This is a genomic window from Actinomyces haliotis (genome assembly GCF_015355765.1).
GTDB lineage: Bacteria > Actinomycetota > Actinomycetes > Actinomycetales > Actinomycetaceae > Actinomyces > Actinomyces haliotis.
The window spans coordinates 1-26,951 of the sequence record NZ_JACWNA010000030.1; the positions used below are offsets into that span (position 1 = coordinate 1).

25 protein-coding genes are annotated in these 26,951 nt (G+C 72.9%); 11 read left to right on the top strand and 14 right to left on the bottom strand.

All coding sequences use genetic code 11. From position 1 onward, the window contains the following. Positions 1-51 precede the first annotated feature (51 nt). Complete coding sequence (locus IXW69_RS10985; protein ID WP_194786381.1) at positions 52-366, bottom strand: hypothetical protein; 315 nt, start codon at positions 364-366, stop codon at positions 52-54. 380 nt (positions 367-746) lie between these two features. Here IXW69_RS10985 and IXW69_RS10990 point away from each other — a divergent pair, with 380 nt between their 5' ends. Beyond that, positions 747-1,235, top strand: a complete 489-nt coding sequence (locus tag IXW69_RS10990; protein WP_194786382.1) for a DoxX family protein — start codon at positions 747-749, stop codon at positions 1,233-1,235. 174 nt (positions 1,236-1,409) lie between these two features. Here the strand turns inward: IXW69_RS10990 and IXW69_RS10995 are convergent, their stop codons facing one another. The 4 genes from IXW69_RS10995 to gatC all read right to left on the bottom strand — a co-directional run bounded on the left by IXW69_RS10995 (position 1,410) and on the right by gatC (position 6,130). After that, positions 1,410-2,519, bottom strand: a complete 1,110-nt coding sequence (locus tag IXW69_RS10995) for an NAD(P)-dependent malic enzyme (protein ID WP_194786383.1) — start codon at positions 2,517-2,519, stop codon at positions 1,410-1,412. A 270-nt stretch (positions 2,520-2,789) separates the two neighbouring features. After that, complete coding sequence (gatB, locus tag IXW69_RS11000) at positions 2,790-4,295, bottom strand: Asp-tRNA(Asn)/Glu-tRNA(Gln) amidotransferase subunit GatB (RefSeq protein ID WP_194786384.1); 1,506 nt, start codon at positions 4,293-4,295, stop codon at positions 2,790-2,792. A 3-nt stretch (positions 4,296-4,298) separates the two neighbouring features. Further along, on the bottom strand, positions 4,299-5,828 hold the full coding sequence (gene gatA, locus IXW69_RS11005) for an Asp-tRNA(Asn)/Glu-tRNA(Gln) amidotransferase subunit GatA (protein ID WP_194786385.1): 1,530 nt from the start codon (positions 5,826-5,828) through the stop codon (positions 4,299-4,301). Continuing rightward, a complete protein-coding gene (gene gatC / locus IXW69_RS11010; protein WP_194786386.1) occupies positions 5,825-6,130 on the bottom strand; it encodes an Asp-tRNA(Asn)/Glu-tRNA(Gln) amidotransferase subunit GatC in 306 nt (101 codons plus the stop codon). Before gatC ends, gatA begins: the two co-directional genes overlap by 4 nt. A gap of 224 nt (positions 6,131-6,354) precedes the next feature. Between gatC and IXW69_RS11015 the strand changes: the two genes are divergently transcribed. After that, positions 6,355-8,118, top strand: coding sequence for a L,D-transpeptidase family protein (locus tag IXW69_RS11015; protein WP_194786387.1), 1,764 nt, complete (start codon positions 6,355-6,357; stop codon positions 8,116-8,118). Positions 8,119-8,197: 79 nt separating this feature from the next. On the opposite strand, the gene IXW69_RS11020 is transcribed toward IXW69_RS11015, so the two are convergent. Both IXW69_RS11020 and IXW69_RS11025 read right to left on the bottom strand, forming a co-directional pair. Then, positions 8,198-10,798, bottom strand: a complete 2,601-nt coding sequence (locus IXW69_RS11020) for an NAD-dependent DNA ligase LigA (RefSeq protein ID WP_323745295.1) — start codon at positions 10,796-10,798, stop codon at positions 8,198-8,200. 14 nt (positions 10,799-10,812) lie between these two features. Next, on the bottom strand, positions 10,813-11,757 hold the full coding sequence (locus tag IXW69_RS11025) for an SOS response-associated peptidase (protein ID WP_194786388.1): 945 nt from the start codon (positions 11,755-11,757) through the stop codon (positions 10,813-10,815). A 117-nt stretch (positions 11,758-11,874) separates the two neighbouring features. On the opposite strand from IXW69_RS11025, the gene IXW69_RS11030 reads away from it, so the two are divergent. Together IXW69_RS11030 and IXW69_RS11035 are read left to right on the top strand one after the other, a co-directional pair. Beyond that, complete coding sequence (locus IXW69_RS11030) at positions 11,875-15,231, top strand: FtsK/SpoIIIE domain-containing protein (RefSeq protein WP_323745296.1); 3,357 nt, start codon at positions 11,875-11,877, stop codon at positions 15,229-15,231. 264 nt (positions 15,232-15,495) lie between these two features. Then, positions 15,496-15,744 (top strand): WhiB family transcriptional regulator, encoded by a 249-nt coding sequence (locus IXW69_RS11035; RefSeq protein WP_067939003.1) that lies wholly within the window; start codon positions 15,496-15,498, stop codon positions 15,742-15,744. Positions 15,745-15,945: 201 nt separating this feature from the next. Here the strand turns inward: IXW69_RS11035 and IXW69_RS11040 are convergent, their stop codons facing one another. Next, a complete protein-coding gene (locus IXW69_RS11040) occupies positions 15,946-17,403 on the bottom strand; it encodes a sensor histidine kinase (RefSeq protein ID WP_194786390.1) in 1,458 nt (485 codons plus the stop codon). A 61-nt stretch (positions 17,404-17,464) separates the two neighbouring features. On the opposite strand from IXW69_RS11040, the gene IXW69_RS11045 reads away from it, so the two are divergent. From IXW69_RS11045 to IXW69_RS11065, 5 genes are all read left to right on the top strand, one after another. Continuing rightward, entirely contained in the window at positions 17,465-17,959 is a 495-nt protein-coding gene (locus IXW69_RS11045) for a DUF2505 domain-containing protein (RefSeq protein ID WP_194786391.1), read from the top strand. A 96-nt stretch (positions 17,960-18,055) separates the two neighbouring features. Then, the gene (locus IXW69_RS11050) at positions 18,056-18,517 is read left to right on the top strand and encodes an OsmC family protein (protein ID WP_194786392.1); all 462 of its coding nucleotides are present in this window, start codon (positions 18,056-18,058) and stop codon (positions 18,515-18,517) included. 30 nt (positions 18,518-18,547) lie between these two features. Beyond that, positions 18,548-19,219, top strand: coding sequence for a hypothetical protein (locus IXW69_RS11055; RefSeq protein ID WP_194786393.1), 672 nt, complete (start codon positions 18,548-18,550; stop codon positions 19,217-19,219). 181 nt (positions 19,220-19,400) lie between these two features. Further along, positions 19,401-20,228 (top strand): thymidylate synthase, encoded by an 828-nt coding sequence (locus IXW69_RS11060; RefSeq protein ID WP_194786401.1) that lies wholly within the window; start codon positions 19,401-19,403, stop codon positions 20,226-20,228. After that, complete coding sequence (locus IXW69_RS11065) at positions 20,225-20,884, top strand: dihydrofolate reductase (protein ID WP_323745298.1); 660 nt, start codon at positions 20,225-20,227, stop codon at positions 20,882-20,884. Before IXW69_RS11060 ends, IXW69_RS11065 begins: the two co-directional genes overlap by 4 nt. A 130-nt stretch (positions 20,885-21,014) precedes the next feature. Here the strand turns inward: IXW69_RS11065 and IXW69_RS11070 are convergent, their stop codons facing one another. The 4 genes from IXW69_RS11070 to IXW69_RS11085 are packed head-to-tail and all read right to left on the bottom strand — an operon-like array spanning position 21,015 to position 24,158. After that, entirely contained in the window at positions 21,015-21,995 is a 981-nt protein-coding gene (locus IXW69_RS11070; RefSeq protein ID WP_194786394.1) for an ABC transporter substrate-binding protein, read from the bottom strand. Continuing rightward, a complete protein-coding gene (locus IXW69_RS11075) occupies positions 21,992-22,669 on the bottom strand; it encodes an ABC transporter permease (protein ID WP_194786395.1) in 678 nt (225 codons plus the stop codon). Before IXW69_RS11075 ends, IXW69_RS11070 begins: the two co-directional genes overlap by 4 nt. After that, positions 22,666-23,316 (bottom strand): ABC transporter permease, encoded by a 651-nt coding sequence (locus tag IXW69_RS11080; RefSeq protein ID WP_194786396.1) that lies wholly within the window; start codon positions 23,314-23,316, stop codon positions 22,666-22,668. Before IXW69_RS11080 ends, IXW69_RS11075 begins: the two co-directional genes overlap by 4 nt. Then, positions 23,313-24,158, bottom strand: coding sequence for an ABC transporter ATP-binding protein (locus IXW69_RS11085; protein WP_194786403.1), 846 nt, complete (start codon positions 24,156-24,158; stop codon positions 23,313-23,315). Before IXW69_RS11085 ends, IXW69_RS11080 begins: the two co-directional genes overlap by 4 nt. 173 nt (positions 24,159-24,331) lie before the next feature. On the opposite strand from IXW69_RS11085, the gene IXW69_RS11090 reads away from it, so the two are divergent. Next, on the top strand, positions 24,332-24,946 hold the full coding sequence (locus IXW69_RS11090; protein ID WP_194786397.1) for a PadR family transcriptional regulator: 615 nt from the start codon (positions 24,332-24,334) through the stop codon (positions 24,944-24,946). 34 nt (positions 24,947-24,980) lie between these two features. Continuing rightward, on the top strand, positions 24,981-25,364 hold the full coding sequence (locus tag IXW69_RS11095; protein WP_194786398.1) for an alcohol dehydrogenase catalytic domain-containing protein: 384 nt from the start codon (positions 24,981-24,983) through the stop codon (positions 25,362-25,364). 179 nt (positions 25,365-25,543) lie between these two features. Here the strand turns inward: IXW69_RS11095 and IXW69_RS11100 are convergent, their stop codons facing one another. Next, a complete protein-coding gene (locus IXW69_RS11100; protein WP_194786399.1) occupies positions 25,544-25,969 on the bottom strand; it encodes a DUF1304 domain-containing protein in 426 nt (141 codons plus the stop codon). A gap of 2 nt (positions 25,970-25,971) precedes the next feature. Then, on the bottom strand, positions 25,972-26,808 hold the full coding sequence (locus IXW69_RS11105) for a GDSL-type esterase/lipase family protein (RefSeq protein ID WP_323745299.1): 837 nt from the start codon (positions 26,806-26,808) through the stop codon (positions 25,972-25,974). Positions 26,809-26,951 lie beyond the last annotated feature (143 nt).

Below are 26,951 nucleotides of genomic sequence, written 5' to 3' on the forward strand. Positions count from 1 at the left end.
CCAAAAAAACCATTTAGAACAACCCGCACAACCAAGGCCCACAAGGAGCGATCATGCAGGAAGCCAAACAATAAGACGGAGAAAAACATCTCCAGGCTCAACCCACCCCGCAACCGACGAGGAAGCCGGGGCAGGCAAACCAAAAACAAAACAAACAAACAAACCAAACAACCAAACCACAAGGGCCCAGCCATCCAGAATGCTCACTATGGCATAAAAAACATGACACACTATCGAGTTCTCAAACAACACACCCACCCGGTTCTCATCATTACGATTCCGTAACGACTCGCTCCGGGGAGCGACCTGCACAACTTTAAGGATTCTTTCACCAGATGTCAACCTCAAGGACTTGCTCTCGGTCACATCGGAGGAGTTCTCCTCGCCGTGCTTTGCGCTGCCGTGCCGGGCTTTCGAGGCCCTGCCGTGCGGCGCAACGGGCTGTACTTTAGGCAGGTGCCCCCACCTGAGGTCAAACTCAGGGTGCATGATCCGAGCCACAACCCCGAACGCGCTCATGACCCCGCGAGCAGCTCACCCACGTGGCGCCGTCGCAGGCAAAAAGTTGGATTACGGTCCCAACCTCGTTGTAGGCCCTTGAGGGGCATCCGCAACACGCCGATCCAGGATCAGCGCAGCCCTTGCACCTCCACGTTGCACGTGCTGCACCACGGCATCGAGACAATTCAAGCCTCAACCTTCCCAGCGAGCCCACCCCAGGTTCGCGCGATCTTCTAGGAGACACAGTGGCCTCCACTGACACCACCAAGGGCGTCGTCCGCGGCGAGGACGTCGTGACGCGTCCGGGCGCACGCAAGGCGCTCGCCCTCATGCGTATCGCGCTCGGCTTCGTCTTCTTCTGGGCCTTCATCGACAAGCTGCTCGGCTTCGGCTTCATGACGAGCTCCGACAAGGCCTGGATCCACGGCGGCTCTCCGTCGACCGGCTTTCTCGGGCACGTGGAGGGGCCCTTCTCCGGGCTCTTCTCCGCCTTCGGCGGCATGGGCGCCTTCGCCGACGTCCTCTTCATGGCGGGCCTCCTGGGCATCGGCACCGCGCTGATTCTCGGCATCGGCCTCAAGGTCGCTGCCGTCTCAGGCACGATCCTCCTGTTCCTCATGTACCTCGCCGAGTTCCCGCTGGCCAACGGGGGCACCAACCCGCTGATCGACGCGCATATCCTCGACATCATCATGATCATCACGGTGTGCCTCACCCGCGCCGGCGACACGTAGGGCCTCGGCAAGTGGTGGCGCGGCCTCGTCGGCGAGTCCTGGCTCCGCTGACCTCTCCTCCACTCACCGCGACCGCGCGGTGCACGGAGGAACCCCGGTCGAGCAGCTGCTCGACCGGGGTTCCTCCGTGCGTGGGAGCCGGGAGGCCACGGCTCCAGGACCGTGGGCGACCCCTCAGGACTCCGGCGCCAACCGACGGACCGCCGCCGCCACGGCGTCCGCGACCCGCGTGTCGAAGGCACCCGGGATGATGTAGACGGGCCGCACGTCCTCGTCCGGGATGACGGAGGCGATGCCCTCCGCAGCGGCACGGAGCAGCTCCACCGAGATGCCCGTGATCCCCGCGTCGAGCAGGCCGCGGAACAGCCCGGGGAACGCGAGCACGTTGTTCATCTGGTTCGGGAAGTCCGAGCGTCCGGTCGCGACGACGGCGGCGTAGTCGGCCGCGCAGATGGGATCGACCTCAGGGGTCGGGTTCGCCACCGCGAAGACGATCGAGTCCTGCGCCATCACGGAGAGGTCCTCCGACTCGAGCAGGTTGCCCGAGGAGACGCCGATGAAGACGTCCGCACCGACGAGGCCCTCCTTGAGCGCCCCGGTCGCCCCCTGCGGGTTCGTGTGCTCGGCGAGCCACCGGCGATGCTCGTTCATACCCTCGGTGCGGGCGGAGTCGAGGGCCCCCGAGCGTCCGTAGCCCACGATGTCCCGTGCGCCGGCCGACATCAGGAGGCGGGCGATCGCGCTGCCGGCCGCGCCGACGCCCGACAGGACGATCCGCACGTCCTCGATCCGCTTGCCCACGACCTTGAGGGCGTTGATGAGCGCCGCCAGGGTCACGATCGCCGTGCCGTGCTGGTCGTCGTGGAAGACTGGGATGACCAGCTCCTCGCGCAGGCGCGCCTCGATATCGAAGCACTTCGGCGCGGCGATGTCCTCGAGGTGGATGCCGCCGTAGGCCGGAGCGATGGCCTTGACGATCGAGATGATCTCCTCGGGGTCCTTCGTGTCGAGGGCCACCGGCCACGCGTCCACGCCACCGAACTGCTTGAAGAGGACCTCCTTGCCCTCCATGACCGGCATCGCGGCCTCCGGCCCGATGTCGCCCAGCCCGAGGACCGCCGTGCCGTCGGTGACGAGGCGGTCCCCGTCGCTGTCCGAGACGTCGATGCCGTTGACGATCGCGCCGACGCTGGAAGCCGTGTCCACGAGCGTGGTGACGGCCTTCTGCGAGGCCGGCACCGACGGGTGCAGGGCGACGGTGTAGCTGGGGCTGGGCCGGGCCATGGACGTTCCTTCGGGTGCGCGCCGCGAACGAGGCGTCCGAGTGTGGAACTGCGTGTCCCGAGGCTACCGGCCCGGCGGGCGCGGGTACCTCGGCAACGTGCGGCGCGACCGACTCCGCAGCGACGTGCACTCCCACCCTTGCAGGGAGGCGCGCACGCAGGTCGCAGCGCCGGCCCACGATGCGCCGCGGGCCGGACTCCGAAGGAGCCCGGCCCGTCGTCGGGGCGAGACGTCCCGATCTCTCAGGATCAGGATGTCCCGATCTCGCCGTTACTGCGCGACACGCACCATGACGAGCTCGCGCACGCGCCTGGCGTCCGCCTGCCCCTTCGTCGCCTTCATGACCGCGCCGACGATCGCGCCGGCGGCCTGGACCTTGCCGCCGCGGATCTTGTCCGCGACGTCCGGGTTCGCAGCGAGGGCCTCGTCCACCGCGGCGAGGAGCGCCGAGTCGTCCGAGACGACCTCGAGGCCCCGGGCCTCGACGACGGCCTCCGGGTCGCCCTCGCCGGCGAGAACGCCCTCGAGGACCTGACGCGCCAGCTTGTCGGTGAGGCGGCCGTCGTCGACGAGCTTCTGCAGCTGGGCGACCTGCTCCGGCGTCACGGAGAGCTCCTCGAGGGAGGTCTCCTGCTCCTTGGCCCTGCGGGCGAGCTCGCCCATCCACCACTTGCGGGCGGCCTGGCCGGAGGCGCCGGCGACGGTCGTCGCCTCGATGAGCTCGAGCGCGCCGGCGTTGACGACGTCGCGCATCTCCTCGTCCGCCAGGCCCCACTCCTCCTTGAGACGACGACGCTTGGCGGCCGGCATCTCGGGCAGGGACTGGCGGATCTCCTCGACCCACTCGCGGCTCGGGGCCACGGGGACGAGGTCGGGCTCCGGGAAGTAGCGGTAGTCGTCGGCGTCGGACTTGACGCGACCGGGCTTGGTCGTGCCGTCGGCCTGACCGTGGCGGGTCTCCTGGAGGACGGTGCCGCCGGCGGCGAGGATCGCGGCCTGGCGCTGGATCTCGTAGCGGATGACGCCGTCGATCCCGCGGAAGGTGTTGACGTTCTTCGTCTCGGTGCGTGTGCCGAGCGGCGCGTCCGGGGACTCGCGCAGGGACACGTTGACGTCGGCGCGGACGTTGCCGCGCTCCATGCGCGCCTCGGAGACGCCGAGTGCCCGGAAGATGTCGCGCAGGGTGCGCACGTAGGCGCTGGCGACCTCAGGGGCCTTCGCGCCCGCCCCGATGATCGGGTGGGAGACGATCTCGACGAGCGGCACGCCGGCGCGGTTGTAGTCGACGAGCGAGTGGTCGGCGCCCTCGATGCGGCCGTCGGCACCGCCGATGTGCGTGTTCTTGCCGGCGTCCTCCTCCATGTGGGCGCGCTCGATCGGCACCGTGAAGAAGGAGCCGTCCTCGAGCTCGACCTCGAGGGCGCCCTCGTAGGCGATCGGCTCGTCGGACTGCGAGGTCTGGAAGTCCTTGGCGAGGTCCGGGTAGAAGTAGTTCTTCCGGGCGAAGCGGCAGGACTCGGCAATGGAGCAGCCCAGTGCGAGGCCGATCCGGATCGCGTACTCGACGCCCTTCTTGTTGACCACGGGCAGGGCGCCCGGCAGGCCGACGCTCGTCGGGGTCACGCGAGAGTTGGGCTCGCCGCCGAAGGTGTTGGGCGCGGCGTCGAACATCTTGGTCGCGGTGCCGAGCTCGACGTGCACCTCGAGCCCGATGACGGGGTCGAAGCGCTTGACGGCCTCGTCGTAGTCCATGAGCGCATCAGCAGTGCTCGCCATGGCTCAGGCCTCCTTCTCGTTCAGCTCGGGGGCGCGGTCCAGCAGGTGGCCGCCCCAGGACTCCTCCAGCGCGGCCTCCAGGACGGCGCCGACGCGGTAGAGGCGGTCGTCCGCCCGCTGCGGGGCGAGCAGCTGGAAGCCGACGGGCAGGCCGTCGTCGGACAGGCCCGAGGGCAGGGACATGGCGGGGACGCCGGCGAGGTTGGCCGGGATGGTCGTGACGTCCATGGCGTACATGGCCATGGGGTCGTCCTTCTCCCCGAACTTGTAGGCGGTGGTCGGCGCGGTCGGCGACACGAGGACGTCGTACTTCTCCCAGGCGGCCGCGAAGTCGCGCTGCACGAGGGTGCGAACCTTCTGCGCGGAGCCGTAGTAGGCGTCGTAGTAGCCGGCCGAGAGCACGTGGGTGCCCAGGATGACGCGGCGCTTGACCTCGTCGCCGAACCCGGCGCCGCGGGTGGCGGCCATGACCGTCTCCGCGGTGACCGGACCCTCGCTCGGCTCGACGCGCAGGCCGTAGCGCATGCCGTCGTAGCGGGCGAGGTTGGAGGAGACCTCCGCGGGCATGATGAGGTAGTAGGCGTCGAGCGCGTACTCGAGGTTGGGCAGCGAGACCGTCTCGATCGTCGCGCCGGCGGACTCGAGCAGCCCCAGGGCCGCGTGGAAGGAGCTGACGACACCGGCCTGGTAGCCCTCGCCGCCGTCGAGCTCGGCGATGACGCCGACCCGCAGGCCCGTGAGGTCGCGGCCGGCCTGGGCGGCGCGCACGACGTCGGCCATGCCGCGCGGCGCGTCGGACAGGGACGTCGAGTCGAGCTCGTCGTAGGAGGCGACGACGTCGTGGAGGAGCGCCGTGTCCAGGACGGTGCGGCCCATGGGGCCGGGGGTGTCCAGCGAGGAGGCCATCGCGATGACGCCGAAGCGTGAGACGGTGCCGTAGGTCGGCTTGACGCCGACGGTGCCCGTGACGGCGGCGGGCTGACGGATCGAGCCGCCGGTGTCGGTGCCCAGCGCGATCGGGGCCTCGAAGGCGCCGACGGCGGCCGCGGAGCCGCCCGAGGAGCCACCGGGGATGCGCTCGGCGTCCCAGGGGTTGGTGGTGCGCTTGAAGGCGGAGTGCTCGGTCGAGCCGCCCATCGCGAACTCGTCGAGGTTCGTCTTACCGAGGATCGGCAGGTGGGCTCCGCGCAGGTTCGCGGCGGCGGTCGCGTCATAGGGCGGGACCCAGCCCTCGAGGATCCTGGAGGCGGCGGTGGTGACCTGGCCGCGGGTGCAGAACAGGTCCTTGACGGCCACGGGGACACCGGCGAGCTCGCTGGCGACCTCGCCGGAGCGGCGGGCGGCGTCGGCAGCGTCGGCGTCGGCGAGGGCCTTCTCGGCCGAGACGTCGAGGAAGGCTCCCACGGTGGCGTCCACGGCGGTGATGCGGTCGAGGTGCGCCTGGGTGAGCTCGCGCGAGGAGACCTCCCCGGAGGCGAGGGCGGCGGCCTGCTCGGCCGCGGTGGCCTTGATGAGGGTCGAGGCGTCGGTCATGAGGCGGAGTCCTCTCCCAGGATCTGCGGAACGAGGAACATGGACTCCTCGCTGGCAGGGGCGCCGGCGAGCAGCTCGTCGACGTCGAGGGTCGGGCCGGGCACGTCCTCACGCAGCACGTTGGTCAGCGGAACGGGGTGCGAGGTGGCGGGCAGGTCCGGCGTGACCACGCTCGTGACCCGGGCGAAGGAGGACGCGACGGCGTCCAGCTCACCGGCCAGGCGCGTCACCTCCTCGTCCGTCAGGGCCACGCGCGCGAGCGCCGCGACGCGGGCGACCTCGTCCTTGGAGATGGCAGACATGGGGCGAGTGTATCCACCCGGTCCGTCCCTGCCGTCATCCGTCGGACACCTCGCACGGTGAGCCGAGGCCCCGTCATCCCATGCACCACGTCACAGGCCCTCACCCGCGAGGATGATTGACATCGCAGCGGCCTGCCGGTGTCATGGTCCGGTGCCCCGCAGCTGGCGGGCGCTACGGACAGGGCGGCCCGCCACCCGGCGGGCCCGTCCGGGACAAGGACACCATGCGCAGCGAGGACCTCCCCCAGAGCAGCACGCCCTCCTCCGACGACGAGACCGCCGTCCTGAGCTCGCCCTACGGCGACGCCGCGGGCAGCCGCCAGACCACGCCGTCCGGTGCGAGCGGGGACCGCGTCGCCCGCACCTCGATCATCCCGACGAGCGGCGCGACGGCCGCCAGCGCCCCCGAGGCCGCAGAGACGACCGTCGTCCCCGCCGTCGCGCCGGCCACCGGTGCGTCGGAGACGACGACGCTCGCCGCCGCCACGCCCGCCGAGGCCCCGGACGCCGAGGCCGGCAGCACCGATGACGGCTCCTGGGACGACGAGGCCGAGGAGGCACCGCGTCGCCGCCGTCGCTGGCCCTGGATCGCGGCCGCCGCGCTCGTACTCGTCGGCGTCGTCGGCGGCGGCTCCTACGCCTACTCCGACCACTACACCGACGCCGCCACGCCGGGCACGACCGTCGCCGGGTCCGACGTCTCCGGGATGACCCACGACGAGATCGTCAAGCTCGTCGAGGACAAGGCCGCCAAGAGCGAGGTCAGCATCACCGGTGACGCCACCGCCACCGCCAGCCTCGCCGACCTCGGCACCACCGTCGACGCCGAGAAGACCGCCGACGCCGCCATGGCCGACTCCCAGAGCGTGACTGGCCGCTTCAAGGCGCTCGTCGACCACACGAACGTCGACGTCGTCACCAAGACCGACGTCGCGACCGCCCAGAAGTACGCCCAGTCCCTCGTTCCCGCAGACAAGACCGCCGCCAAGGACGCCTCCGTCGTCCTCTCCGACGACGGCACCACCTTCGTCACCACGAAGGCCGTCAACGGCACGAGCCTCGACTCCTCTGCCATGGAGGAGGCCGCCCAGGCCGCGGCGCAGGGCCTCACGACCAAGTCCATCTCGGTCACGTACTCGACGACGACGCCGGCCGTGACCGACGAGGACGCCCAGAAGGTCGCCGACGCCGCCAACGCGCTCGTCGCCCAGGACGTCACCGTGAGCAACGAGGACGGTTCGAAGACCTTCACGCCCGACGCCGCCACGAAGGCTACCTGGGTGACCGTCACGGCCCAGGACGGAAAGGCCCCCGCGCTCGGCGCCGACGGCTCCAAGATCGGCGAGTGGGTCGCCACCCAGGGCGCCACGCTCAACGTCGACGCCGTCACCGGCGTCCGCAACGTCAACTCGAAGGGCGACGTCGTCGAGACCGTCACGGAGGCGGTCGACGGCACGAAGGTCTCCAACATGGACGAGATCGCCACCGCGCTCACCGAGGCCTTCCCCAAGGGCGAGGGCTGGACCGGTACCTTCAAGACGGAGACGACCAAGGCCCAGTGGAAGGAGCGCAAGATCGCCGACGGCGCGGAGAACCTCGCCTACCAGGCCTCCGACGGTGAGAAGTGGGTCGACATCAACCTCACGAACAAGACCGTCACCGCCTACGAGGGCTCCAAGGTCGTCCACGGCCCGGTCAGCGTCGTCGACGGCGCCGCCGCCACCCCGACGGTCACCGGCACCTTCCACGTCTACCTCAAGTACGAGTCGCAGACCATGCAGGGGCAGAACGCCGACGGCTCGGACTACAAGACCGAGGGCGTGCCGTGGATCAGCTACTTCTACGAGGGCTACGCGCTCCACGGCGCCCCCTGGCGCTCGAGCTTCGGCTACTCCGGCTCCCACGGCTGCCTCAACATGCCCGTCTCGGACGCCAAGTGGTTCTACGACTGGGACGAGGTCGGCACGACCGTCGTCAGCCACACCTGACTCGCGCTCGGCGCCGCGCACGGGGCCCCCGCGACCTGATGGTCGCCGGGGCCCCGTCGTGCGCGTCGGCGCTGTGGGCTCAGTCCGTGGATTCCGGGTTCCCGGGCCTGGCCGCCGGGGCGCCCGCGGGGCCGGCGTCCTCGGCCGAGACGACGCCCTCAGGCATCGCAGTGGGGTCCTCCGGCTCACCGAAGGCGACGGGGCCCTCGGCAAGGAGCCTCTCGAAGCCCACCTCGTCGAGGATCGGGAGGCCGAGGTCGCGGGCCCTCGTCTCCTTCGAGCCGGCGTTCTCCCCGACGACGACGAAGCTCGTCCGCTTCGAGACGCTGCCAGAGGCCTTGCCGCCGCGAGACACGATCGCCTCCTTGGCGCCGTCGCGAGTGAAGTGCTCGAGGGAGCCGGTGACGACGACGGTCAGGCCGGTGAGCGTCTGCGGGGTCTCCTCCCCCGTCGACTCGTCCTGGGTGCGCACGCCAGCAGCGGCCCACCGGTCGAGGATCTCGACGTGCCAGTCGACCTCGAGCCAGTCCCTCCAGGCTGCGGCGATGGTCGGGCCGACACCGTCGACCTCCGAGAGCTCCTCGAGGCTCGCCTCGCGCAGCGCCTCGACGGAGCCGAAGCGGCCGGCGAGCGCCCTGGCGGCCGTCGGGCCCACGTGCCGGACCGACAGGGCGACGAGGACGCGCCACAGGGGCTGCTCCTTCGCGCCCTCGAGCTCGGCGAGCATCGCGGTGGCGTTCTTACCAGGGGCGGTGGCCCTCTTGACGGTGCCGTCCTTCTCGTAGGTCTGCTTGGACCAGAAGAAGCGCGTGAGGCGCCAGTCCCCCGTGGGCTCGCCGCGGCGGCGGACCGGCTGGTAGACGAGGACGTCGCGCAGGTCGTGCGCGGTGAGCTCGAAGAGGCCGGCCTCGTTGGTGAGGACCGGCTCCTGCTCGCTCACCCCGGCCTCGGCGAGGGCGGCCTCGACGAGGTCGAGGCGCTCGGCCGCGGGCACGGCCTCGAGCCCGGCGGCGCTCACGCGGACGCGCCCGCGCTCCGTCTCCAGGTAGTGACCGGTGGCGAGGGCGGCGAGTGCCTCCCCGCGCCCGGCGTCGGGCTGGGTCAGGGCGGCGGCGGCCTCGTCGCCGAGCCCCTCGACGTCGAGTGCGCCGCGCGAGCCGACATGGGCGACGCGCTCGGTGAGCTGCGCCGGGCACGAGCGCGTGTTGGGGCAGCGCAGGTCGACGTCCCCCTCCTTGGCCGGGGCGAGCTCGGTCCCGCAGGAGGGGCAGGTCGCGGGCATGACGAAGGGCCGCTCCGTGCCGTCGCGCAGCTCGAGGACCGGGCCGACGATCTCGGGGATGACGTCCCCCGCCTTGCGGAGGATGACCATGTCCCCGATACGGACGCCCTTGCGCGCGACCTCGGTGGCGTTGTGGAGGGTGGCGCGGGCGACCGTCGAGCCGGCGACGAGGACGGGCTCCATGATGCCGAAGGGCGTGACCCGCCCCGTCCGGCCGACCTGCACGTCGACGTCGAGGAGCCTGGTGCGGACCTCCTCCGGCGGGTACTTGTAGGCGGTGGCCCAGCGCGGCACTCGGGAGGTGTAGCCCAGCTCGTCCTGGCGAGGGCGGGCGTCGACCTTGAAGACGATGCCGTCGATCTCGTGGATGAGGTCGTGACGGTGCTCGGCGTAGCGGGCGATGTAGTCCTCGCGGGCCGCTCGCCCGGCGACGAGCTCGTTGTAGGGCGAGACGGGCAGGCCCCAGCGCGCGAGGAGCTCGTACCACTCGTGCTGCGAGTCCGGGAGCGGCTCCCCCGGGGCGGGCGTGAAGGCGCCGATGCCGTGGGCGATCATCGCGAGCGGCCTGGAGGCGGTGACGGCCGGGTCCTTCTGGCGCAGGGAGCCGGCGGCGGCGTTGCGCGGGTTGGCGAAGACCTGGAGCTTCGGCTCCCGCCTGACGCCCTTGCCGGGCTCGGCAGCGGCCTCGGCCTCGGCGTTGCGCGCCTCGCGAGCGGCGTTCTCCTCCTGGCGGGCGCGGTTGAACTCGGCGAAGGCCTCAACCGGGAAGTAGACCTCGCCGCGTACCTCGATGAGGGCGGGGGCGTCGTCGCCGGTGAGGCGCTGCGGGATCGAGGAGATCGTCGCGACGTTGGCGGTGACGTCCTCACCCGTGGTGCCGTCCCCGCGGGTCGCCGCCCGGGTGAGGACACCGTCCTCGTAGGTGAGGGCGATCGCGAGGCCGTCGATCTTCACCTCCGCGGTCATGGGAAGCTCCGCGTCGGGGACGCCGAGCTCTCCGGCGACGCGCTGGGCCCACTCCTCCACCTCGTCGAGGCTGAAGACGTCCTGGAGGGAGTACATGCGCTCCAGGTGGGTGACGGGGGCGAAGGCCTGCGTGCGCGAGCCTCCGACCTCGGCGGTGGGCGTGCCGGCGGAGGCGAGCTCGGGGTAGGCGGCCTCGAGGTCCTCGAGCTCGCGGTACAAGGCGTCGTAGTCGGCGTCGGAGAGGGGCGACTCGGCGTCGACGGCGTCGTAGTAGGCGGCGCGGGCCCGCCCGACGGCGGCCGCGAGCTCGCTCCACCGAGCACGAGCGGTCTCGGGGACGCCGGGGGCGGCAGGGGCGGTGGGCTGCTGCTCGGTCGGCTCCGAGTGGTCCGAGGAGTCAGTGGGCTCGGGCGGGACGGTCTGGTCGGTCACCGGGTCATCCTCCCTCAGGCCTGGGACACGATCGCGGCGGGGTCCAGCGGCGTGACGAGCTGGGCGCCGTCGGAGCGGGTGGAGCCGACGGCGGAGCCCACCTCCCACCAGCGCAGGGGCGGGCGGGGCCCGGCCAGGAGCGCGGTCGCGTCGTCGCCGTCGCGGAGGGCGGGGTCAAGCCAGGCGTCGACGTCCTCGTCGCGCAGGACGACCGGCTCGCGGTCGTGGAGCCAGTCGAGGTCGGAGCGGGCGGCGCGGGTGAGGATCGAGCAGGTGAGCAGCCAGGGGCCGTGGAGCGAGGGACCGGGTCGGACGCCCTCGGGCAGCGTGACGAGCGCGGCCGCCTCGTCCGGGTCCTCGGGGAGGTCCTCGGGGGCGCCGGGCAGCCGCCACCAGGAGCACAGTCCCGCGAGCGCGAGCGGGGCCTCGTCGGCGCGGGAGACGGCGTAGGGGCGCTTGAGCCGGTCGGCCTCGGCGCGGGTGAGGGCCTCTCCGTCGGGACCGGTGGCGGGGCGCTGCCACTCGTACCAGCAGTCGGCGGGGACGAGGGCGCGGAAGGAGCGCATCGAGGCGCGGAAGGTGGGCTTGGAGGCGGCGGTCTCGGAGCGGGCGTTGAAGGCGCGGAAGCCTGCCTTGGCGTCCTTAGCCCACACGGGCAGGAGACCCCAGCGGGCGGCTCGGAGCTGGCGGACCGGGGCCTCTGGGTCGTCAGGCGGTGCCGGGCGGTCAGCGGCGGACGTGTCTGAAGCGCCGTCGGTGCCGTGGGCGCCGTCGGCTACCCGGGCGGAGAGGGCCGCGCGCTGGTCGGGGCTGAGCGGGCGCTCGATGAGAACCCGGACGTCGGCGCCGGGGGCTCGGTTCCAGGAGGGGCGAAGCTCCTCGGTCTCGGGCCAGGTCGTGGCGCCGAAGCGCTCGGCGAGGACCGTGTCACCGGCCCAGGATCCGTATCGTCCGCACATGGGCCCAGCCTCGCACGGTGCCGGGGCACGGCTCCACAGGCGCCGCCGTGCACGGGGACGCTCAGCCCGCTCACAGGCGCTCGACGCAGGGGGCTGTCCGTGGGCGAGGCTGCCGAGGTGCCTCTTCTCTTCCCCGAGCGAACCGACGTCCCTGCCTCCCCCACGCAGCGCGCCTGCGCGTCGCGCGTGCCGCCTCCGAGCCCGGCTCAGGCAGCACGTGAGGCCCTCACCACCGCTCACCACCTCGCGGTCCTCGAGGGCCCGGACACGGGCCTCGTCGTCCCCGTCCCTGACGGGGCCGTCATCGGGCGCGGTGACGTCCTCACCGACGCGGCGCTCTCGCGCCGCCAGCTCCGCACCCGGCTGCGCGGGGGGCGAGTCCTCGTCTCCGATCCTGGATCGCGCAACGGAACGGTGCTCCTGCGCGGTGCGCGATCCCGTCGTCGGCTCACCTCCGTCCCCGTCATGATGAGGCCCGGTGACCGCCTCCGTGCCGGCTCGACGGTCCTCGAGCTGCGCCCGCGACCGACCGGGCTCGACGTGCCCGTCCCTCCGTCACGCCGAGCAGCGCGGTGGATGGTGCTCGTCCCCGTCGTCGCCGTGCTCGCTATGGCAGGCGTCGCGGTCGTCGGCGTGGTGACGGGCTCGCGCGGCCTCCTCGGGTCGCTCATGGTCGTGCCGATGCTCCTCATGGCGCTCACGCGCCTCGTCCCGGCCCTCGATGGCCGCGAGCGCGGTGCGCGTGCGGCAACCGGGTGGCGGGGCCGTGGCCGTCGTGAGCCGGACCCGTCGTCGATGCTCCTCGCCGTCGCCGCGAGGAGCGGACGGGTGACGCCCGACGACACCCGGACCCAATCCGGGGAACCGGTCCGGGCGTGGGCAGGGCGACGACGGAGACGGAGCGTCCTGGCCGTCGAGCCCGGCGACGCCGTGGCCCTGCGGGGTCGCGGGGCCGTCCGGGCGCTGGCGTGGTGGACCGCGCAGGTGGCCGCTCGCGGTGCCGTCGGGCTGAGCACCGCGGAGGACGGCCTGCTGCTTCACTGGGGTCAGGCCGGCGGCAGCGCGACCGTCGTCGCCGTCGAGCCCGGGGCGCCGTCGGCCCGCGCCGGTTCCGGAGGCGACGACGCCCTCGTGCTCTCCGCGCGGGCGCCGAGCGCCGAGCCGGAAGCCGCTGCGGTTCGCGCCTCGACCCGAGGCCTGGGCGTCGGCCGCTCCGACGGTGTCCGTGCACGCCGCCTCCCAGCGCCGCTCGCGCCCCTGGTCCGGAGCGAGCTCCCCGCCGCGGCCGGCCGTGTCCTCGACCTCGACGACGACGTCCCGCTCACGGATCGCTGGATGGGAACCGTCCTCGGCCTCGCCCCCGCGGGGCCCCCCACGGCGACCTCCGGCCCGGAGATCCCCGGCTCGGTGCTCCTCAGCGACGTCACCGGCGAGATTGATCGCGAGCGCGTGTCCCTCGCCTGGTCGGGTCAGCGCGGGGACCGCCTGCCCGCCGTGCTCGGCGTCCGGGAGGACGGCGCGGCCGCCGCGGACCTCGTCCTCGACGGGCCGCACGCCCTCCTCGCAGGAACGACTGGCTCGGGCAAGAGCGAGCTCCTCACCTCCTGGGTCCTCCAGCTGTGCCTCGCGCAGCCGCCCGAGACGCTCGCCCTCGTCCTCGTCGACTACAAGGGCGGCGCCGCCTTCGACCCGCTGCGCGGGCTGCCGCACGTGGCCGGGGTGCTCACCGACCTCGATCCCGCGGGGACGTGGCGGGCCCTGTCCTCGCTGCGGGCGGAGGTCAGGCGCCGCGAGCGTGTGCTGGCACGGGCCGGAGTGAAGGAGGTCAGCGCGCTTCCCACCGTGAACCGGCTGCCCCGGCTCGTGGTGCTCGTCGACGAGTTCGCGACCCTCGCCTCCGAGCACCCCGACGTCCTCGACGCGCTCGTGCGGGTGGCGGCGCAGGGGCGCAGCCTCGGCATCCACCTCGTCCTGGCGACGCAGCGCCCGCAAGGCGCGGTGACGCCGTCCATCCGGGCCAACACGACGCTGCGCGTGTGCCTGCGCGTCCTCGACCCGGCCGACTCTCGCGACGTGCTCGGGCACGAAGACGCGGCCCGGCTCGACCGCGTCCCAGGCCGCGTCCTCGTGGCGGGAGCGGGCGACGGCGCCCCGCGCCCCGCGCAGGCGCCGTGGGCCGGCAGGGAGCAGGACGTCGCCCTCGCCGTTCGCGAGATCGCTGCGGCGGCCCGCGGGCGGGCCCGCCCCTTCCGTCCCTGGGCCGAGCCGCTGCCCGCCGTCGTGCGCCGGCCGGCGGCACCGAGCGGGATCCGTCGCGGGCCCGTCCTCCTCGCGCTCACGGACCTCCCGGAGGAGCAGCGCCTCGGGCGCTGGTCCTGGGACCCCTCTGCGCCGCTCCTCGTCCTGGGGTCGTCGAGGTCGGGGCGCAGCTCCGCGCTGGAGTCAGCCGCCCAGGGCGCCGCGCTGCGCGGCCGGGTCCCGCAGCTGTGCGGGGCGGCGTGGGAGAGTCTCGGGGCGGCCGCGTGGACCCCCGGGACGGTCGCGGGGCCGCGCGACCCGCGTCGGCTCGCCCGCCTGTGGCGCCTCGCACTGGACGGCGTCCTCGCCGGCGACCTCCTGGTCCTCGACGACGCCGAGTCGCTCGTCGTGGCGGTCGACGAGCAACTGGGGCCGGGCGAGGGCCAGGCGATGCTCGACGCTCTCGTTCGCACGCTTCCCTCGCTCGCAACGGGGCTCGTGGTCTCCGCGTCCCTCGGTGCGGCGACGACGCGCTGGGCGAGTCGCCTCCCGACGCGTCTCGTTCTCGGCGCCCCCGAGGCTGCGCAGGCCTCGGTGGCCGGCCTGCCGCGCGGGGTCACGACCAGCCGGCGCCCGGGCGCGGGCGTCCTCCTCGACGGGTCGGGGGCAACCGCCTGTCAGGTGGTGCTCCCCGGCCGCGGCGAGCGTCTCCTCGGCGACCTCTGCGGTGCAGCGCCACTGCGCCTCGAGCCCCTCCCGCTCACGGCTCCCCCGACCACGGGAGCCTGGGCCCTGGGTGGGGACGACGCCACGCCGCTCCCGGCCCCGACCGGGAGCGTCCTCGTCGTCGGTCCGCGCGGCTCCGGGCGGAGCACGACGCTCGCGGCCCTGGCGCGGGCACGGCGCGAGACCGGGCAGCCCGAGGCGCTCGTGCTCGACGACCTCGACCTCGCGCCGTCGCAGGAGCAGGCACGTGCCGAGGAGGCGCTCGTCGCCGGGCGGGCGGTTCTCGCCTCGGCGACGACGGAGCGCAGCGCCGGTACCTACCGCGGCCCGCTCGCGGTGCTGCGGGAGCGCGCCGACCTCGTCGTGCTGCGGCCGGGCAGCGGACCCGCGACCCAGGTGGCCGGGACCTCCCTGCGGGCGGTCGTCGACGCGCGCGCGCCGACGACGCCGGGGCGAGGGGCTCTGCTCAGCCATGGGCTCACCGCTCCCGTCCAGGTGACTCACGGGTAGTTGATGATCGGACCATCTCGACCACCGACCCGCTCATGTCACGACGTCATCACGGCCCGCCGAAAAGTGTTGAGAAATCAAGGATTGGCGGCTGTGAGCATCACGACAGGGGCTGGGCGCAGGTCTCACCGCTGAGGCCTTGTGGGGGAAAACGACGCGTGTGAAAGTTGGGTCAGGACGCGGTCACTCGACGTTCACATCCCGGCTCCCCGGGGTTCGTCCACGGCGAGCGCGACCGCATCAGCACCACACGAAGGAGCCCTCATGGACTGGCGCAGTCAGGCCGCATGTCTCACCGTCGACCCCGAGCTCTTCTTCCCCGTTGGCAACACCGGTCCGGCTATCGCCCAGATCGCCGAGGCCAAGGAGGTGTGCGCCCGCTGCGACGTGGTGGACACCTGCCTCAAGTGGGCCCTCGAGAACGGCCAGGACGCCGGTGTCTGGGGTGGCATGAGCGAGGACGAGCGCCGCTCCCTCAAGCGCCGCGCCGCCCGCGCCCGCCGCTCCTCCTGAGCACCGCGTCAGCCAGACCTGGACGGAGCCCCCGCGGACCACGGTCCGCGGGGGCTCCGTCGTACCGTCGCCGAGCGAGTCACCCAGGGGCCGGTCGGCCGTCCGGCTCCAAGGTCGCACGCGTCGCGGCGCCCCTCGAGCAGCCCACCGGACGCCGACGCGCACGCCGCTGAGGCGGAGCCTCGCCGGCGCGGGCCGGTCTCAGGCGCTCAGCAGCCTGGCGTGGATGACGACGTCGGTGCCGCCGCCCTCCGCCGGCAGCCACTCGATCGTGCCCCGCAGCTCGCCACGGACGAGGGTCGTCACGATCCGGGTGCCGAGGCCGCCCATGATGGTGCCCTCCTCGACGCCGGCACCGTTGTCGATGACGTGGATGGTCAGGTCGGTGCCGTCGCGCTCGGCCCGGACGGTGACGACGCCGTCGCGATCCTCGAGGCCGTGCTCGACGGCGTTGGTGACGAGCTCGGCGAGGACCGTCGCGAGCGCCTGGGCTGCGTCGGCATCGATGACGCCGAAGCTGCCCTCGAGGTTGGTGGTCACCGAGCCCGAGGAGGTCGCCACCGTCGCGGCCAGGCGGAGGATGGAGGAGAAGACGGCGTCGAAGTCGACGTGCTCGTCCACGTTCTGGCTGAGCGCCTCGTGGACGGTGGCGATGGTGGCCACGCGGCGCTCCGCCTCGGCGAGGGCCTCACGGGTCTCGTCGTTCGTGGCGCGACGCCCCTGCATGCGCAGCAGCGCAGAGACCGTCTGCAGGTTGTTCTTGACCCGGTGGTGGATCTCGCGGATCGTCGCGTCCTTGTTGAGGAGCACCTGCTCGCGTCGCCGGATCTCCGTGACGTCACGGACCAGGAGGCAGGCGCCGGCCCGCGCGCCCTCGCACGTGAGCGGGATCGAGCGCAGCGAGAGGAACACCCCGCCGACCTCGATCTCAGTGAGCCAGGCCTGGCGCCCCATGAGGACGACCGCCATGGTCTCGTCGACCGGGGTCCGCTCCGGGATGATCGTCGTGACGGCCTCGGCGAGCTGGGAGCCGGTGAGCTCGCCGTGGACACCCAGCCGGTGGAAGCAGGAGCGCGCGTTCGGCGAGGCGTAGACGATGACGCCGTCGACGTCAAGGCGCACGACGCCGTCGGCGACGCGGGGCGTGCCGTGGCGCAGCCCCGTGGCCGCGCCCTTCACGGGGAAGGCGCCCTCGGCGATCATGGCGCACAGGGCGTCGGCGATCGACTCCATCGGCTGCTCGACGAGACGGCCCGCGCGCAGGACCCCGACGCTCGTCTCCCGAGTGATGACCGCGAAGGCGCGCCCGTCGCGGACGACCGGGACGTACTGCTCGCGCACCGCCGTCGTCCCGGTCCACTCCGGGTCCGGGGCGACCTGGGGCTGGGCGGACTCGAGCGTGCGCAGGGCGAGCTCCTCGCGGGCGCTCGGCATGCGCAGGCCCAGGACGTCCTCGAGGTGGACGGTCGTCCCCGTCGACGGGCGGCAGTGCGCGATGGCGACGAAGCGCCCCGACTCGGTGCGCGCCCACAGGACGAGGTCGGACACGGACAGGTCCGCGATGACCTGCCAGTCCCCCACCAGCTGGTGGAGCCAGTCGAGGTCGGCGGGGTCGAGCTCGACAACGCCGCGGAGCGAGGAGGGCAGAAGGGTAGGCACGGGGGAAGAGTACCGGCGGGCTCACGGCCCCGTCGGCCGGGTCCGTGGCAGGATCCTCCCCATGAGGAAGTCCGTCACGATCACCTACCCGGCCGACCCCGCGCGCGTGGCAGCGATGCTCGCGGACCCCGCCTACCAGCGCCGTCGTGCGGCCCGGCTCGGCCTCGACGACGCCGACGTTGCCGTGGCCCCGCAGGGCGAGGGCTTCACGGCCGCGCTGTTCGGCGCCGTCCCACCCAGCCGCCTGCCCTCCGCGGCCCGGCGCCTCGTGCGCTCGACGGTCTCCTTCACCGTGACCGAGTCCTGGGGCGAGCCCGGCACCGACGGCACGCGGACCGGCTCCCTCGAGGTCGCCGCCACGGGCGCCCCCGTCCGTGCGAGCGCCACGGGGCGCCTCTCCCCCACGTCGACGGGCACGACCGTCACCTACGACCTCGACCTGTCCGTCTCCGTGCCGCTCGTGGGCCGATCCATCGAGGACAAGGCCCTGTCGATGAGCGGCCGGGTCGTCGCCGACGAGGAGAAGCGCGGCGCCGACTGGCTCGCTGCTCACTGAGCGCACCGGTTATTCCCGCTCGGGGCCCTCTCAGCCGCTCGCGCACGCCCGCGTGCAGCAGTGGTCGACCCAGCGACGCCGTGCCACCATCGGGGCATGAGCGAGCAGACCAGCACCCCGCGCCCCGACGACATCATCGAGCCCACGGAGAAGAACTCCGTGTGGGCCGAGCGCACCGGCACCCGCCAGTACCTCGCGCACAACAGCAACGGCGCCGAGGTCCGCGTCGGCATGGGCCCGGGCGAGTTCTCCCCCGGCGAGCTCCTCAAGATCGCGCTGGCCACCTGCAACACGCTCTCCGCCGACCACCGCCTCGCCAAGGCCCTCGGCGAGGACTTCGAGGCGAACGTCATCTGCGCCTCCATCAAGAACGAGGAGGAGGAGCGCTACTCCGACCTCGACGTCCAGATCATCACCGACCTGGCCGGCCTCGACGCCGACAAGCTCACGACGCTCACCGAGCGCGTCGAGGGCGCCATCGAGCGCGGCTGCACCGTCGGCCACACCCTCGAGCACGGCGCCGGCGTCCGCCTCCACCTGCTTGACGACCAGGACTGACCCCGACCCCAGAACAACCAGGGAGGCACCATGACCACGAAGCGCACCGCGCTCGAACGAGCCCTCGACAAGGCCATCGCCGTCCCGGCGCGCAGCATCGAGGAGAACGTCGCCCACCTGCGGCGCGAGAACCCCAAGGCGGAGGTGCCCGAGCTCGTCGACCTCGCGGCGGCCCGCTTCCGCAACGAGGCCGGTGTCACCTCCGGCGCCGTCGGGGCCTCCGCAGCCCTGCCCGCCATCGGCACCGGGGCGGCCGCCGCCCTCACGGTCGGGCAGACCGCGGTGTTCCTCGCGTCAGCCGTCAAGTACGTCCTCACCGTCGCCGAGCTGCAGGGACTGCGGGTCGTCAACGTCGACAAGCGGCGCGCCCTGGTCCTGTCAGCACTGCTCGGCGAGGAGGGTGCCGAGGCCATTCAGGGCTCGCTCGGGCTCACCTCCCTGTTCTGGGCCGCGCAGCACCTCGCCGGCATGCCCGTGCCGACGGTCAAGGGGATCAACAAGCAGCTGACCAAGCGGATGGCCAAACGCGCGGCCGTGCGCGACGGAGCCCTCGCCGTCGGACGACTCGTCCCCTTCGGGATCGGCGCCGCGATCGGCTGGTCGGGCGGGCGAGCCCTGGCCAACCAGGTCATCGACGGCGCCCGCGCGGCGCTCGGCCCCGCCCCGCTCGACGTCGACGACGTCGAGGTCATCGAGGACTGAGCCGCTCACCCGACCGTCCCGCGGGCGGCCCCGCGGGCCCCCCCGCCCCCCCCCCCCCCACCCCCCGCCGCCCCCCCCGGCCCGCCCGCGCTACGTTGTCGCCGTGAGCACCCCGAGCAGCCCCAGCACGCCCGCCGCTGCGGCGGCCAACGCCGACCGCCGCTACCCGACCCTCGCCGGGATGGGGCTGACCCCGCCCGACGGCGTCGACGTCGCCTACGAGGAGCTCCTCGCCGAGGTCCTCGCCCACGGCACCCCGAAGGACGACCGCACCGGGACCGGCACGCGCTCGCTCTTCGCCCGCCAGCTGCGCTACGACCTCGCGGCGGGCTTCCCCCGGATCACGACGAAGTTCGTCGCCATGAAGGCGGTCAAGGGAGAGCTGCTCTGGTTCCTCCAGGGCAGCAGCAACGTCCGCTGGCTCCAGGAGCGCGGCATCACCATCTGGGACGAGTGGGCGGACCCCGACGGCGAGCTCGGGCCCGTCTACGGCGTCCAGTGGCGCTCGTGGCCCTCGCGGGACGGCGGCACCATCGACCAGATCACCCGCGTCATCGAGACCCTGCGCACGGACCCTGACTCGCGGCGCATGCTCGTCTCGGCGTGGAACGTCTCCGAGCTCGACCGGATGGCGCTGGCGCCGTGCCACGCCTTCTTCCAGCTCTACGTGGCCGACGGGCGGCTCTCGCTCCAGGTCTACCAGCGCAGTGCGGACCTCTTCCTCGGCGTCCCCTTCAACATCGCGAGCTACGCGCTCCTCACGCACATGCTCGCCCAGCAGGCCGGCCTCGAGGTCGGCGAGCTCGTGTGGACGGGCGGCGACTGCCACGTCTACGACAACCACGTCGACCAGGTCCGCGAGCAGCTCTCCCGCGTACCCCAGGCTCATCCCTTCCCCACGCTCCGGCTCGCGCACGCGGAGTCGATCGACGCCTACACCATGGACGGGATCGACGCCTCGTCCGGCTACGAGTCCCACCCCGCGATCAAGGCGCCGGTGGCGGTGTGAGCGAAATCGAGCAAGGCACGGCCGGCCTCGGCGCGAGGATCGACCCATCTCAGGGGCAGGGTGTCCCGATCTCGGTGGGGGCGATCTGGGCGCAGGACCCGAGCGGGGTCATCGGCGCCGACGGCGCCATGCTGTGGCGGGTCCCGGGCGACTTCGCGCACTTCAAGGCGACGACGCTCGGCGGTGTCCTCGTCATGGGCCGCACGACCTGGGACTCTCTGGGTGCGGCCCTGCCCGGACGAGTCTCCGTCGTCCTGACACGCCAGCCCGGGTGGACCGCCGACGGCGTCGCCGCCGTCGCGGCCGACCTTCCCGAGGCGCTCGAACGGGCTCAGGCGCTCGTGGCGGAGCTGCCCGAGGACCCGCGGGACGCGGAGCACCGGTCCTTCCCCCGCCTCTGGGTCATCGGAGGCGGCGCCGTCTACCGGCAGACGCTGGAGCTCGGCCTGCTCGATGAGGCCCTAGTCTCCACCATCGACGTCGACGCCGTGACCGTCGCCCGCGAGCGCGGCCTGGCCGAGTCCGCACTGGTCCGCGTGCCGGCGCTCGAGGAGCCCGACTGGGTGCGGGACGTCGCGAGGTCCGACCCCGAGGGCACGTGGCGCCCCGTGTCCCGGGACGCGGCCTGGCGACTGGACCACTGGGTCCGGCACTGAGCCGCCTGCGACGTCCTCGCCCGGTCGGCACAGGACAGGGCTCCCCAGCGCACCCGGGACACGACGCGCCACCCCGCCCCGGACTCCTCCGGGACGGGGTCGCACCGCACGGCACTGGGCCGAGGGCCCCTCAGCCGAGCAGGCCCTGCGTGGTGAGCCAGTCCTTGGCGATGGTCGCCGAGTCCTTCTGGTCGGCGGTGGAGGCCTTGTTGAGGGCGCGCAGCTCGTCCGTCGTCAGCTTGGCCTGCACGCCGTTGATCGCGTCGGCGGCCTTGGAGTCGAGATCCTTGGCGACGAGCGGCGTGACCTGCTCGGGCAGGACGAGGTTCTTGGGATCCTCGAGGACGACGAGCCCGTTCTCCTCGATCGCCGGGTCGGCCGTGTAGATGTCGGCCACCTCGACCGTGCCGTCGGTGAGGGCCTTGACCGTGAGCGGGCCGCCGGAGTCCTCGACCGGGGTGACGGAGGCGTCGACGCCGTAGACCTTCTTCAGCCCGTCGGGCCCGTAGGGGCGCGTGGCGAACTCCGAGTTCGCGGCGATGGTGACGGTGCCTCCGAGCTTGCTGAGGTCCGCGATGGAGGACAGGCCCTTGGCGCTCGCCTCGTCCTTGGTGACCGTGTAGGAGTCCTGGTCGGTGGCCTCGGCCGGGTCGAGGACGGTGAGGGCGTCAGGAAGGGCGTCCTTGAGGGCGCTCTGGATCTCGTCGCCGCTGGTCGCCTTGGAGTCCTTGACGTAGTACTGGAGGAGGTTGCCGCCGTACTCGGGCATGACCTGGATCTTGCCGGACTCGAGCTCGGGCAGGTACACCTCGCGCTGGCCGATCTGGTACTGGCGGGTCACGGTGAGGCCCGCGTTCTCGATGGCCTGGGCGTAGAGCTCGGCGATGATCTCGTTGGAGTAGTACTGCTGGGAGCCGACGACGACGCTGCCCGGCGCGGCCGAGCCTCGGGCCGAGGCGCCCGAGGTGGCGGCGTCGGACGAGCCGGACAGCGGGTCGGAGCCGCCGCCGCAGGCGGCGAGGGTCGCGGCGACGGCGAGGGCGCCGGCGCCTCCGAGGATCGTGCGGCGGCTGAGGGCGCGGGAGCCGTGGGCGGTGCTGGGAGCGTTCATGGGCGTTCCTTCCGGTTGCGCGCGCCGGCCGGGGTGACGGCGCGCTGGATGAGGATGAAGACGATCTCGGACACGAGCGCCAGGGTGATGACAAGGACGGCTGAGGCCAGCATCATCGCGTAGTCCTGGGTCTTGAGCCCGAGGAACATGAGCCGGCCGAGCCCGCCGGCGCCCGTGTAGGCGGCCAGGGTGGCCGTGGCGATCACTTGGAGGCTCGCCGAGCGCAGGCCGCCGACGAGCAGAGGCGCCCCGAGCGGCACCTCGACGCGGGTGAGCACCTGCGCCTCGCTCATCCCGGAGGCCCGGGCGCCGTCGACGGCGACGCGCGAGGCGGCCTCGATGCCCGTGTAGGCGCCGGTGAGGACGCTGGGCAGGGCGAGGATGACGAAGGCGAGCATCGGGGCAGTGAGGCCGATGCCGAGGACGATCCCGAAGAGCGTGACGAGGCCGAGGGTGGGCAGGGCGCGGGCGGCGCCGGACAGGGCCGCGGCGGCGTCGCGGCCGCGGCCGGTGTGCCCGACGAGCCAGCCGAGGGGGACGCCGATGACGGCCGCGAGGGCCACGCCGAGGAGCGAGTAGCCGACGTGCTGGGCGAGGAGCGTGCCGATGCCCAGCGCCCCGGACCAGTGGGACCCGTCGGCGACGTAGGCGAGGGCGGCGAGGAGGTAGCTCATGGGCGCGCTCCCTCCAGGCCGCGCGTCCACGGCAGGACGAGGCGTCCGACGAGGAGGACCGCGAGGTCGAGGACGAGCGCGAGGGCGGCCGTGACGACGATGCCGGTGACGATCTCCGCGGTGAGTCCGCGCTGGAAGCCGTCGGTGAAGAGGAATCCGAGGCTGCGCACGCCGAGGACCGCGCCGACGGTGGTCAGCGAGATCGTCGAGACGGTGACGACGCGCAGTCCGGCGAGGATCGTGGGGCCAGCCAGGGGCAGCTCGACGGCGAGGAAGCGACGTGCGCGCCCCATGCCCATGGCCGAGGCGGCGTCGACGACGGCGCGGTCGACGGACTCGAGGGCGCCGACGGTGGACGGGACGAGGAGCGCGAGCCCGTAGAGGGTGAGGGCGACGACGACGTTGACGGTGTCACGGATCCCGGTGCCGAGGATGACGGGGAGGATGACGAAGAGCGCCAGTGAGGGGATCGCGTACAGGAGGGAGCTGCCCGAGACGAGGATCCCGCGCAGCCAGGGCACGCGCTGAGCGAGGCGGGCGATGGGTACGGCGAGCACGAGGCTCGCGGCGATCGCCGGCAGCGCCTGGGCGAGGTGGGCGACCAGGTAGGAGGCGATGAGGGACAGGTTGGCGGCGACCCAGCTCATGCGCTCTCCGTACCGGCCGCACCTCGGCGGGCGGCCTCACGCGGGCCGCTGCGTCGGGCGACGGCGTCGGTGGCGTCGGCGACCTCGCGCAGGCGGCGGGCGCGGGCGGCGTCGTCGAGGCCGAGGGAGCGGATGACGAAGTCGTCCGCAGGCTCCTCGAGGAGCTCGGCGCCGGTGCCGCGCTGGGCGACCTCGGCGCCGTCGCGCAGGAGGATGATCTCGTCGCCGAGGGCGAGGGCCTCGTCGACGTCGTGGGTGACGAACAGGATGGTCTTGGCGAGCTCGCCCTGGAGGCGCCAGAGCTCGTGCTGGAGGTCGCGGCGCACGAGGGGGTCGACGGCGCCGAAGGGCTCGTCCATGAGGAGGACGCCGGGGTCCGCGGCGAGCGCGCGGGCGACCCCGACGCGCTGCGCCTGGCCGCCGGAGAGCTGGTGGGGGTAACGCCGGGCGAGGGAGGCGTCGAGGCCGACGAGGTCCATGAGCTCGCGGGCGCGGGCGCGGGCGTCGGCCCGCGGTGTACCGCTGAGGCGCGGGACGAGGGCGATGTTGTCGATGACGCGGCGGTGCGGGAGCAGGCCGCCGTTCTGCATGACGTAGCCGATAGAGCGGCGCAGGGCGACGGCGTCGCCCTGGGTGACGTCCCGACCGTCGATGAGGACGCGTCCAGAGGTCGGCTCGACCATGCGGTTGACCATGCGCAGCAGGGTCGTCTTGCCGCACCCCGAGGAGCCCAGCAGAACGGTGATGGCGCCCGGGCGGAGCTCCGCACTGAAGGCGTCGACGGCGGGCCGGGCACCGGGCGCGCCGCCCGGGTACCGCTTGGTGACGGCGTCGAAGACGATGGTGCTCGCGGACGGTCCCTCAGGCGCGGTGTCCTGAACGCTGGTGGTGGTGCCGTCGGTCTGTCCGGCTCGGGTCGAGGTCACTCGTTCCCCTTTCGCGCTCGCCCTGGCAGCGAGACCCCGCCACCGTATCAGCGTTCCTACGTTAGTGCGACTCGATGTATTATGTCAGCGTGCTGGACCTCAAGATCCTCGGATTCCTCGACGACGGCCCGCTCCACGGATATGAGCTCCGCCGCCGCATCAACGAGCTGGGCGGGCCCGGCTCCCACCTCTCCGAGGGAGCCCTCTATCCCGCTCTCGCACGCCTCGAGAGGGCCGGGATGCTCACGCGGAGCGAGGAGCCCGGAGCGCGCGGACGGGCTCGCAAGGTCCTCACCATCACGGACGCCGGCCGCGAGCGCCTCCACGAGCTGCTCCGCGATCCGAGTGAGTCCGCCGTCTCCTCCGCACCGGGCTTCCTCGAGCACCTCGCCTTCCTGTCCCACCTTCCCGACGCCGTTCAGCGCCGCAGCGTGCTAGAGCGGCGACTGGCCGTCCTCACCGGTGAGCCGCCCGCCTTCTTCTACGACGACGGTCGACCTCGCCGTGCCGCGCAGGAGAGCGATCCGTACCGCCTCGGAATGATCCGCGTGGCCGGGGCCTCCCGGCGGGCCGAGATTCTCTGGCTGCGCGAGATGCTCGCCGCCGGCACCCGGGCGGCAGAAGGCTCCGGCACGGACACCGCCGGCAGGTCCACGCAGTCACCCCCCTCGGCACCGGGTACGTCGCACCAGGAGCACGGATGAGCATCCCCCCCGAACCTCGGAGGCTGGCGCCACGATGCGCGCCGCCGTCCTCACCGCCCCCGGCATCGAGCACCTGCGAGTCCAGGACGTTCCGGTCCCCGAGCCGATGACGGGGTGGGTTCGCGTCAAGGTCATGGCCTTCGGTCTCAACCGCTCCGAGTACCGCTCGGTGACCGGTCAGGCAGGCGGCATGACCTACCCCCGGGTCCTCGGCATCGAGGCGAGCGGCGTCGTCGACCTCGACCCCGACGGGGCGCTCGCGCCGGGGACCCAGGTCGCCACGATGATGGGAGGCATGGGACGCGTCCTCGACGGCGGGACGCTGCTCGTGCGCGGGGGCACCTCCGCGCTCGGACTCGCCGCCGGGGCCCTCGCCCGCGACCGCGGCTGCCGGGTCCTCGCAACCTCGCGCCGGTAGGCGGGCCTCACCGCCCTCGCCGAGCGCGGGCTGAAGCCGGTCCTCGACGACGGCGACGTCGCCGCGCGCGTGCACGACCTCGTTCCGGTCGGCGTCGGCCGGACGGGCGAACGTGAGGGGACCGCGCTCCTCCCCCGGAGGGAGTGCCCGCGCACCGCAGTGAGGACAGCGAGCGCCGCTCAGGCGGCCAGGTAGGAGGCGAGCAGCGCAACGAGCGCGAGGGCGGGCAGGGCTCCTTGCTTCACGGCCGCACCGCGGTGCTCCGCGGACCTGGCCGCGAGCGCGACGGCGGCGCCGAGCATGGAGGCGCAGCCGAAGACGACGAGCGCGAAGCCGGCCCAGACGAGGCCGCCGCCGGTGGTCCAGGCCAGGACGGTGCCGAGCACGACCTCGATGGCGAGGAAGAGGTTGTAGAAGCCCTGGTTGTACGCGTAGAAGGCGTGCCGACGGGCCTCCTCGGGGGTCCCGCCGAAGGTCTTGCGGGCGAGCGGCCCCTCCCAGGCGAAGGACTCCATCCAGAAGATGAGCACGTGGAGGGCGGCCGCGAGGAGCCCGGCGGCGAGGCCGCAGGCGGCGAGGATCACGGAGGTGGTGACGGCGAGCATGGTCAGGAGGCCTTCCGGGAGGGGGCTGCGTGGCCGTCGCCGTCGGAGTCGGCGGGGTCGAGCGCGAGGGCGGTCATGACGGCGTCGGCGACCGCTCCTGAGGCGAGCTCGTAGCCGATGCCCGAGGGGTGGAAGCCGTCCTCCGCCCAGAAGCCCTCGTTCGGCACCATCTCGGAGAAGTCGATGTACGGCACGCCGCGCTCTGCGCACAGGCGGATCGAGATCGCGGTCTGGGCAGCCGTCCGCTCGAGCAGGACGGAGCGGAGCAACGGCATGAGGGAGGGGCTGCGGTAGAGCTGCCCGGCGGAGCAGGCGACGACGTGACCGGCGCGGGTGGCGGCGTCGTCGAGGACGGCGGCGAAGTCCTCGGTCCACTCGTCCATGGAGCGTCGGGCGAGGAGGTCGTTGGAGCCGGCGCACACGAAGAGCACGTCGGCGTCCTCGACCTCCGGCATGAAGCGGTAGCGGACGCGACGCATGGTGGAGCCGAGACGGGCGTGAGTGGCCCACGCGACGTCGCGGCCCGAGGCCGCGGCGACCTTGGCGGCGATGCGCGGGATGAAGGAGTCGGCCTGGTCGGAGACGCCCGAGCCTGCGACGAGGGAGTCGCCGACGGCGACGAGCCGCAGCCTCGGCTCGCCACCCTCGGGCAGGGCGGCGTGGGCGGGGAGGTGCTCGCCGTCCACGGTGATGATGCCGGCGCGCTCACCCGGGGGCTCGGGGGCGAGGTGGACGTGGCGCTGGGCGATCGCGGCCTCGGCGGCGGCGACGGGCGCACGCAGGTGCCGGATGCGAGCGACGTGCGGCGGGAAGGACTGCGCGATCTCCTCGGTGTTCACGTGTCACGAGTCTAGGTGTTGGTGGCAGACAGGTTGGTGACACTGGGAAGGGTTGACGTAGTGGGGAGGACCCCCGTTGGGTGTGGCTTGTCGACGGTCACACCAACTCAAACGGAGGTCCTCGTGACTCACTCTAATGCGCG

What these genes read in the sequence shown, in the direction of transcription:
- IXW69_RS10995 (WP_194786383.1), bottom strand. Translation starts at nt 2,519, where the DNA reads ATGGCCCGGCCCAGCCCCAGCTACACCGTCGCCCTGCACCCGTCGGTG.
- IXW69_RS11035 (WP_067939003.1), top strand. Translation starts at nt 15,496, where the DNA reads ATGGACTGGCGCAGTCAGGCCGCATGTCTCACCGTCGACCCCGAGCTC.
- IXW69_RS11055 (WP_194786393.1), top strand. Translation starts at nt 18,548, where the DNA reads ATGACCACGAAGCGCACCGCGCTCGAACGAGCCCTCGACAAGGCCATC.
- IXW69_RS11025 (WP_194786388.1), bottom strand. Translation starts at nt 11,757, where the DNA reads ATGTGCGGACGATACGGATCCTGGGCCGGTGACACGGTCCTCGCCGAG.
- IXW69_RS11095 (WP_194786398.1), top strand. Translation starts at nt 24,981, where the DNA reads ATGCGCGCCGCCGTCCTCACCGCCCCCGGCATCGAGCACCTGCGAGTC.
- gatB (WP_194786384.1), bottom strand. Translation starts at nt 4,295, where the DNA reads ATGGCGAGCACTGCTGATGCGCTCATGGACTACGACGAGGCCGTCAAG.
- IXW69_RS11070 (WP_194786394.1), bottom strand. Translation starts at nt 21,995, where the DNA reads ATGAACGCTCCCAGCACCGCCCACGGCTCCCGCGCCCTCAGCCGCCGC.
- IXW69_RS11100 (WP_194786399.1), bottom strand. Translation starts at nt 25,969, where the DNA reads ATGCTCGCCGTCACCACCTCCGTGATCCTCGCCGCCTGCGGCCTCGCC.
- gatC (WP_194786386.1), bottom strand. Translation starts at nt 6,130, where the DNA reads ATGTCTGCCATCTCCAAGGACGAGGTCGCCCGCGTCGCGGCGCTCGCG.
- gatA (WP_194786385.1), bottom strand. Translation starts at nt 5,828, where the DNA reads ATGACCGACGCCTCGACCCTCATCAAGGCCACCGCGGCCGAGCAGGCC.
- IXW69_RS11080 (WP_194786396.1), bottom strand. Translation starts at nt 23,316, where the DNA reads ATGAGCTGGGTCGCCGCCAACCTGTCCCTCATCGCCTCCTACCTGGTC.
- IXW69_RS11045 (WP_194786391.1), top strand. Translation starts at nt 17,465, where the DNA reads ATGAGGAAGTCCGTCACGATCACCTACCCGGCCGACCCCGCGCGCGTG.
- IXW69_RS11060 (WP_194786401.1), top strand. Translation starts at nt 19,401, where the DNA reads ATGGGGCTGACCCCGCCCGACGGCGTCGACGTCGCCTACGAGGAGCTC.
- IXW69_RS11050 (WP_194786392.1), top strand. Translation starts at nt 18,056, where the DNA reads ATGAGCGAGCAGACCAGCACCCCGCGCCCCGACGACATCATCGAGCCC.
- IXW69_RS11075 (WP_194786395.1), bottom strand. Translation starts at nt 22,669, where the DNA reads ATGAGCTACCTCCTCGCCGCCCTCGCCTACGTCGCCGACGGGTCCCAC.
- IXW69_RS11015 (WP_194786387.1), top strand. Translation starts at nt 6,355, where the DNA reads ATGCGCAGCGAGGACCTCCCCCAGAGCAGCACGCCCTCCTCCGACGAC.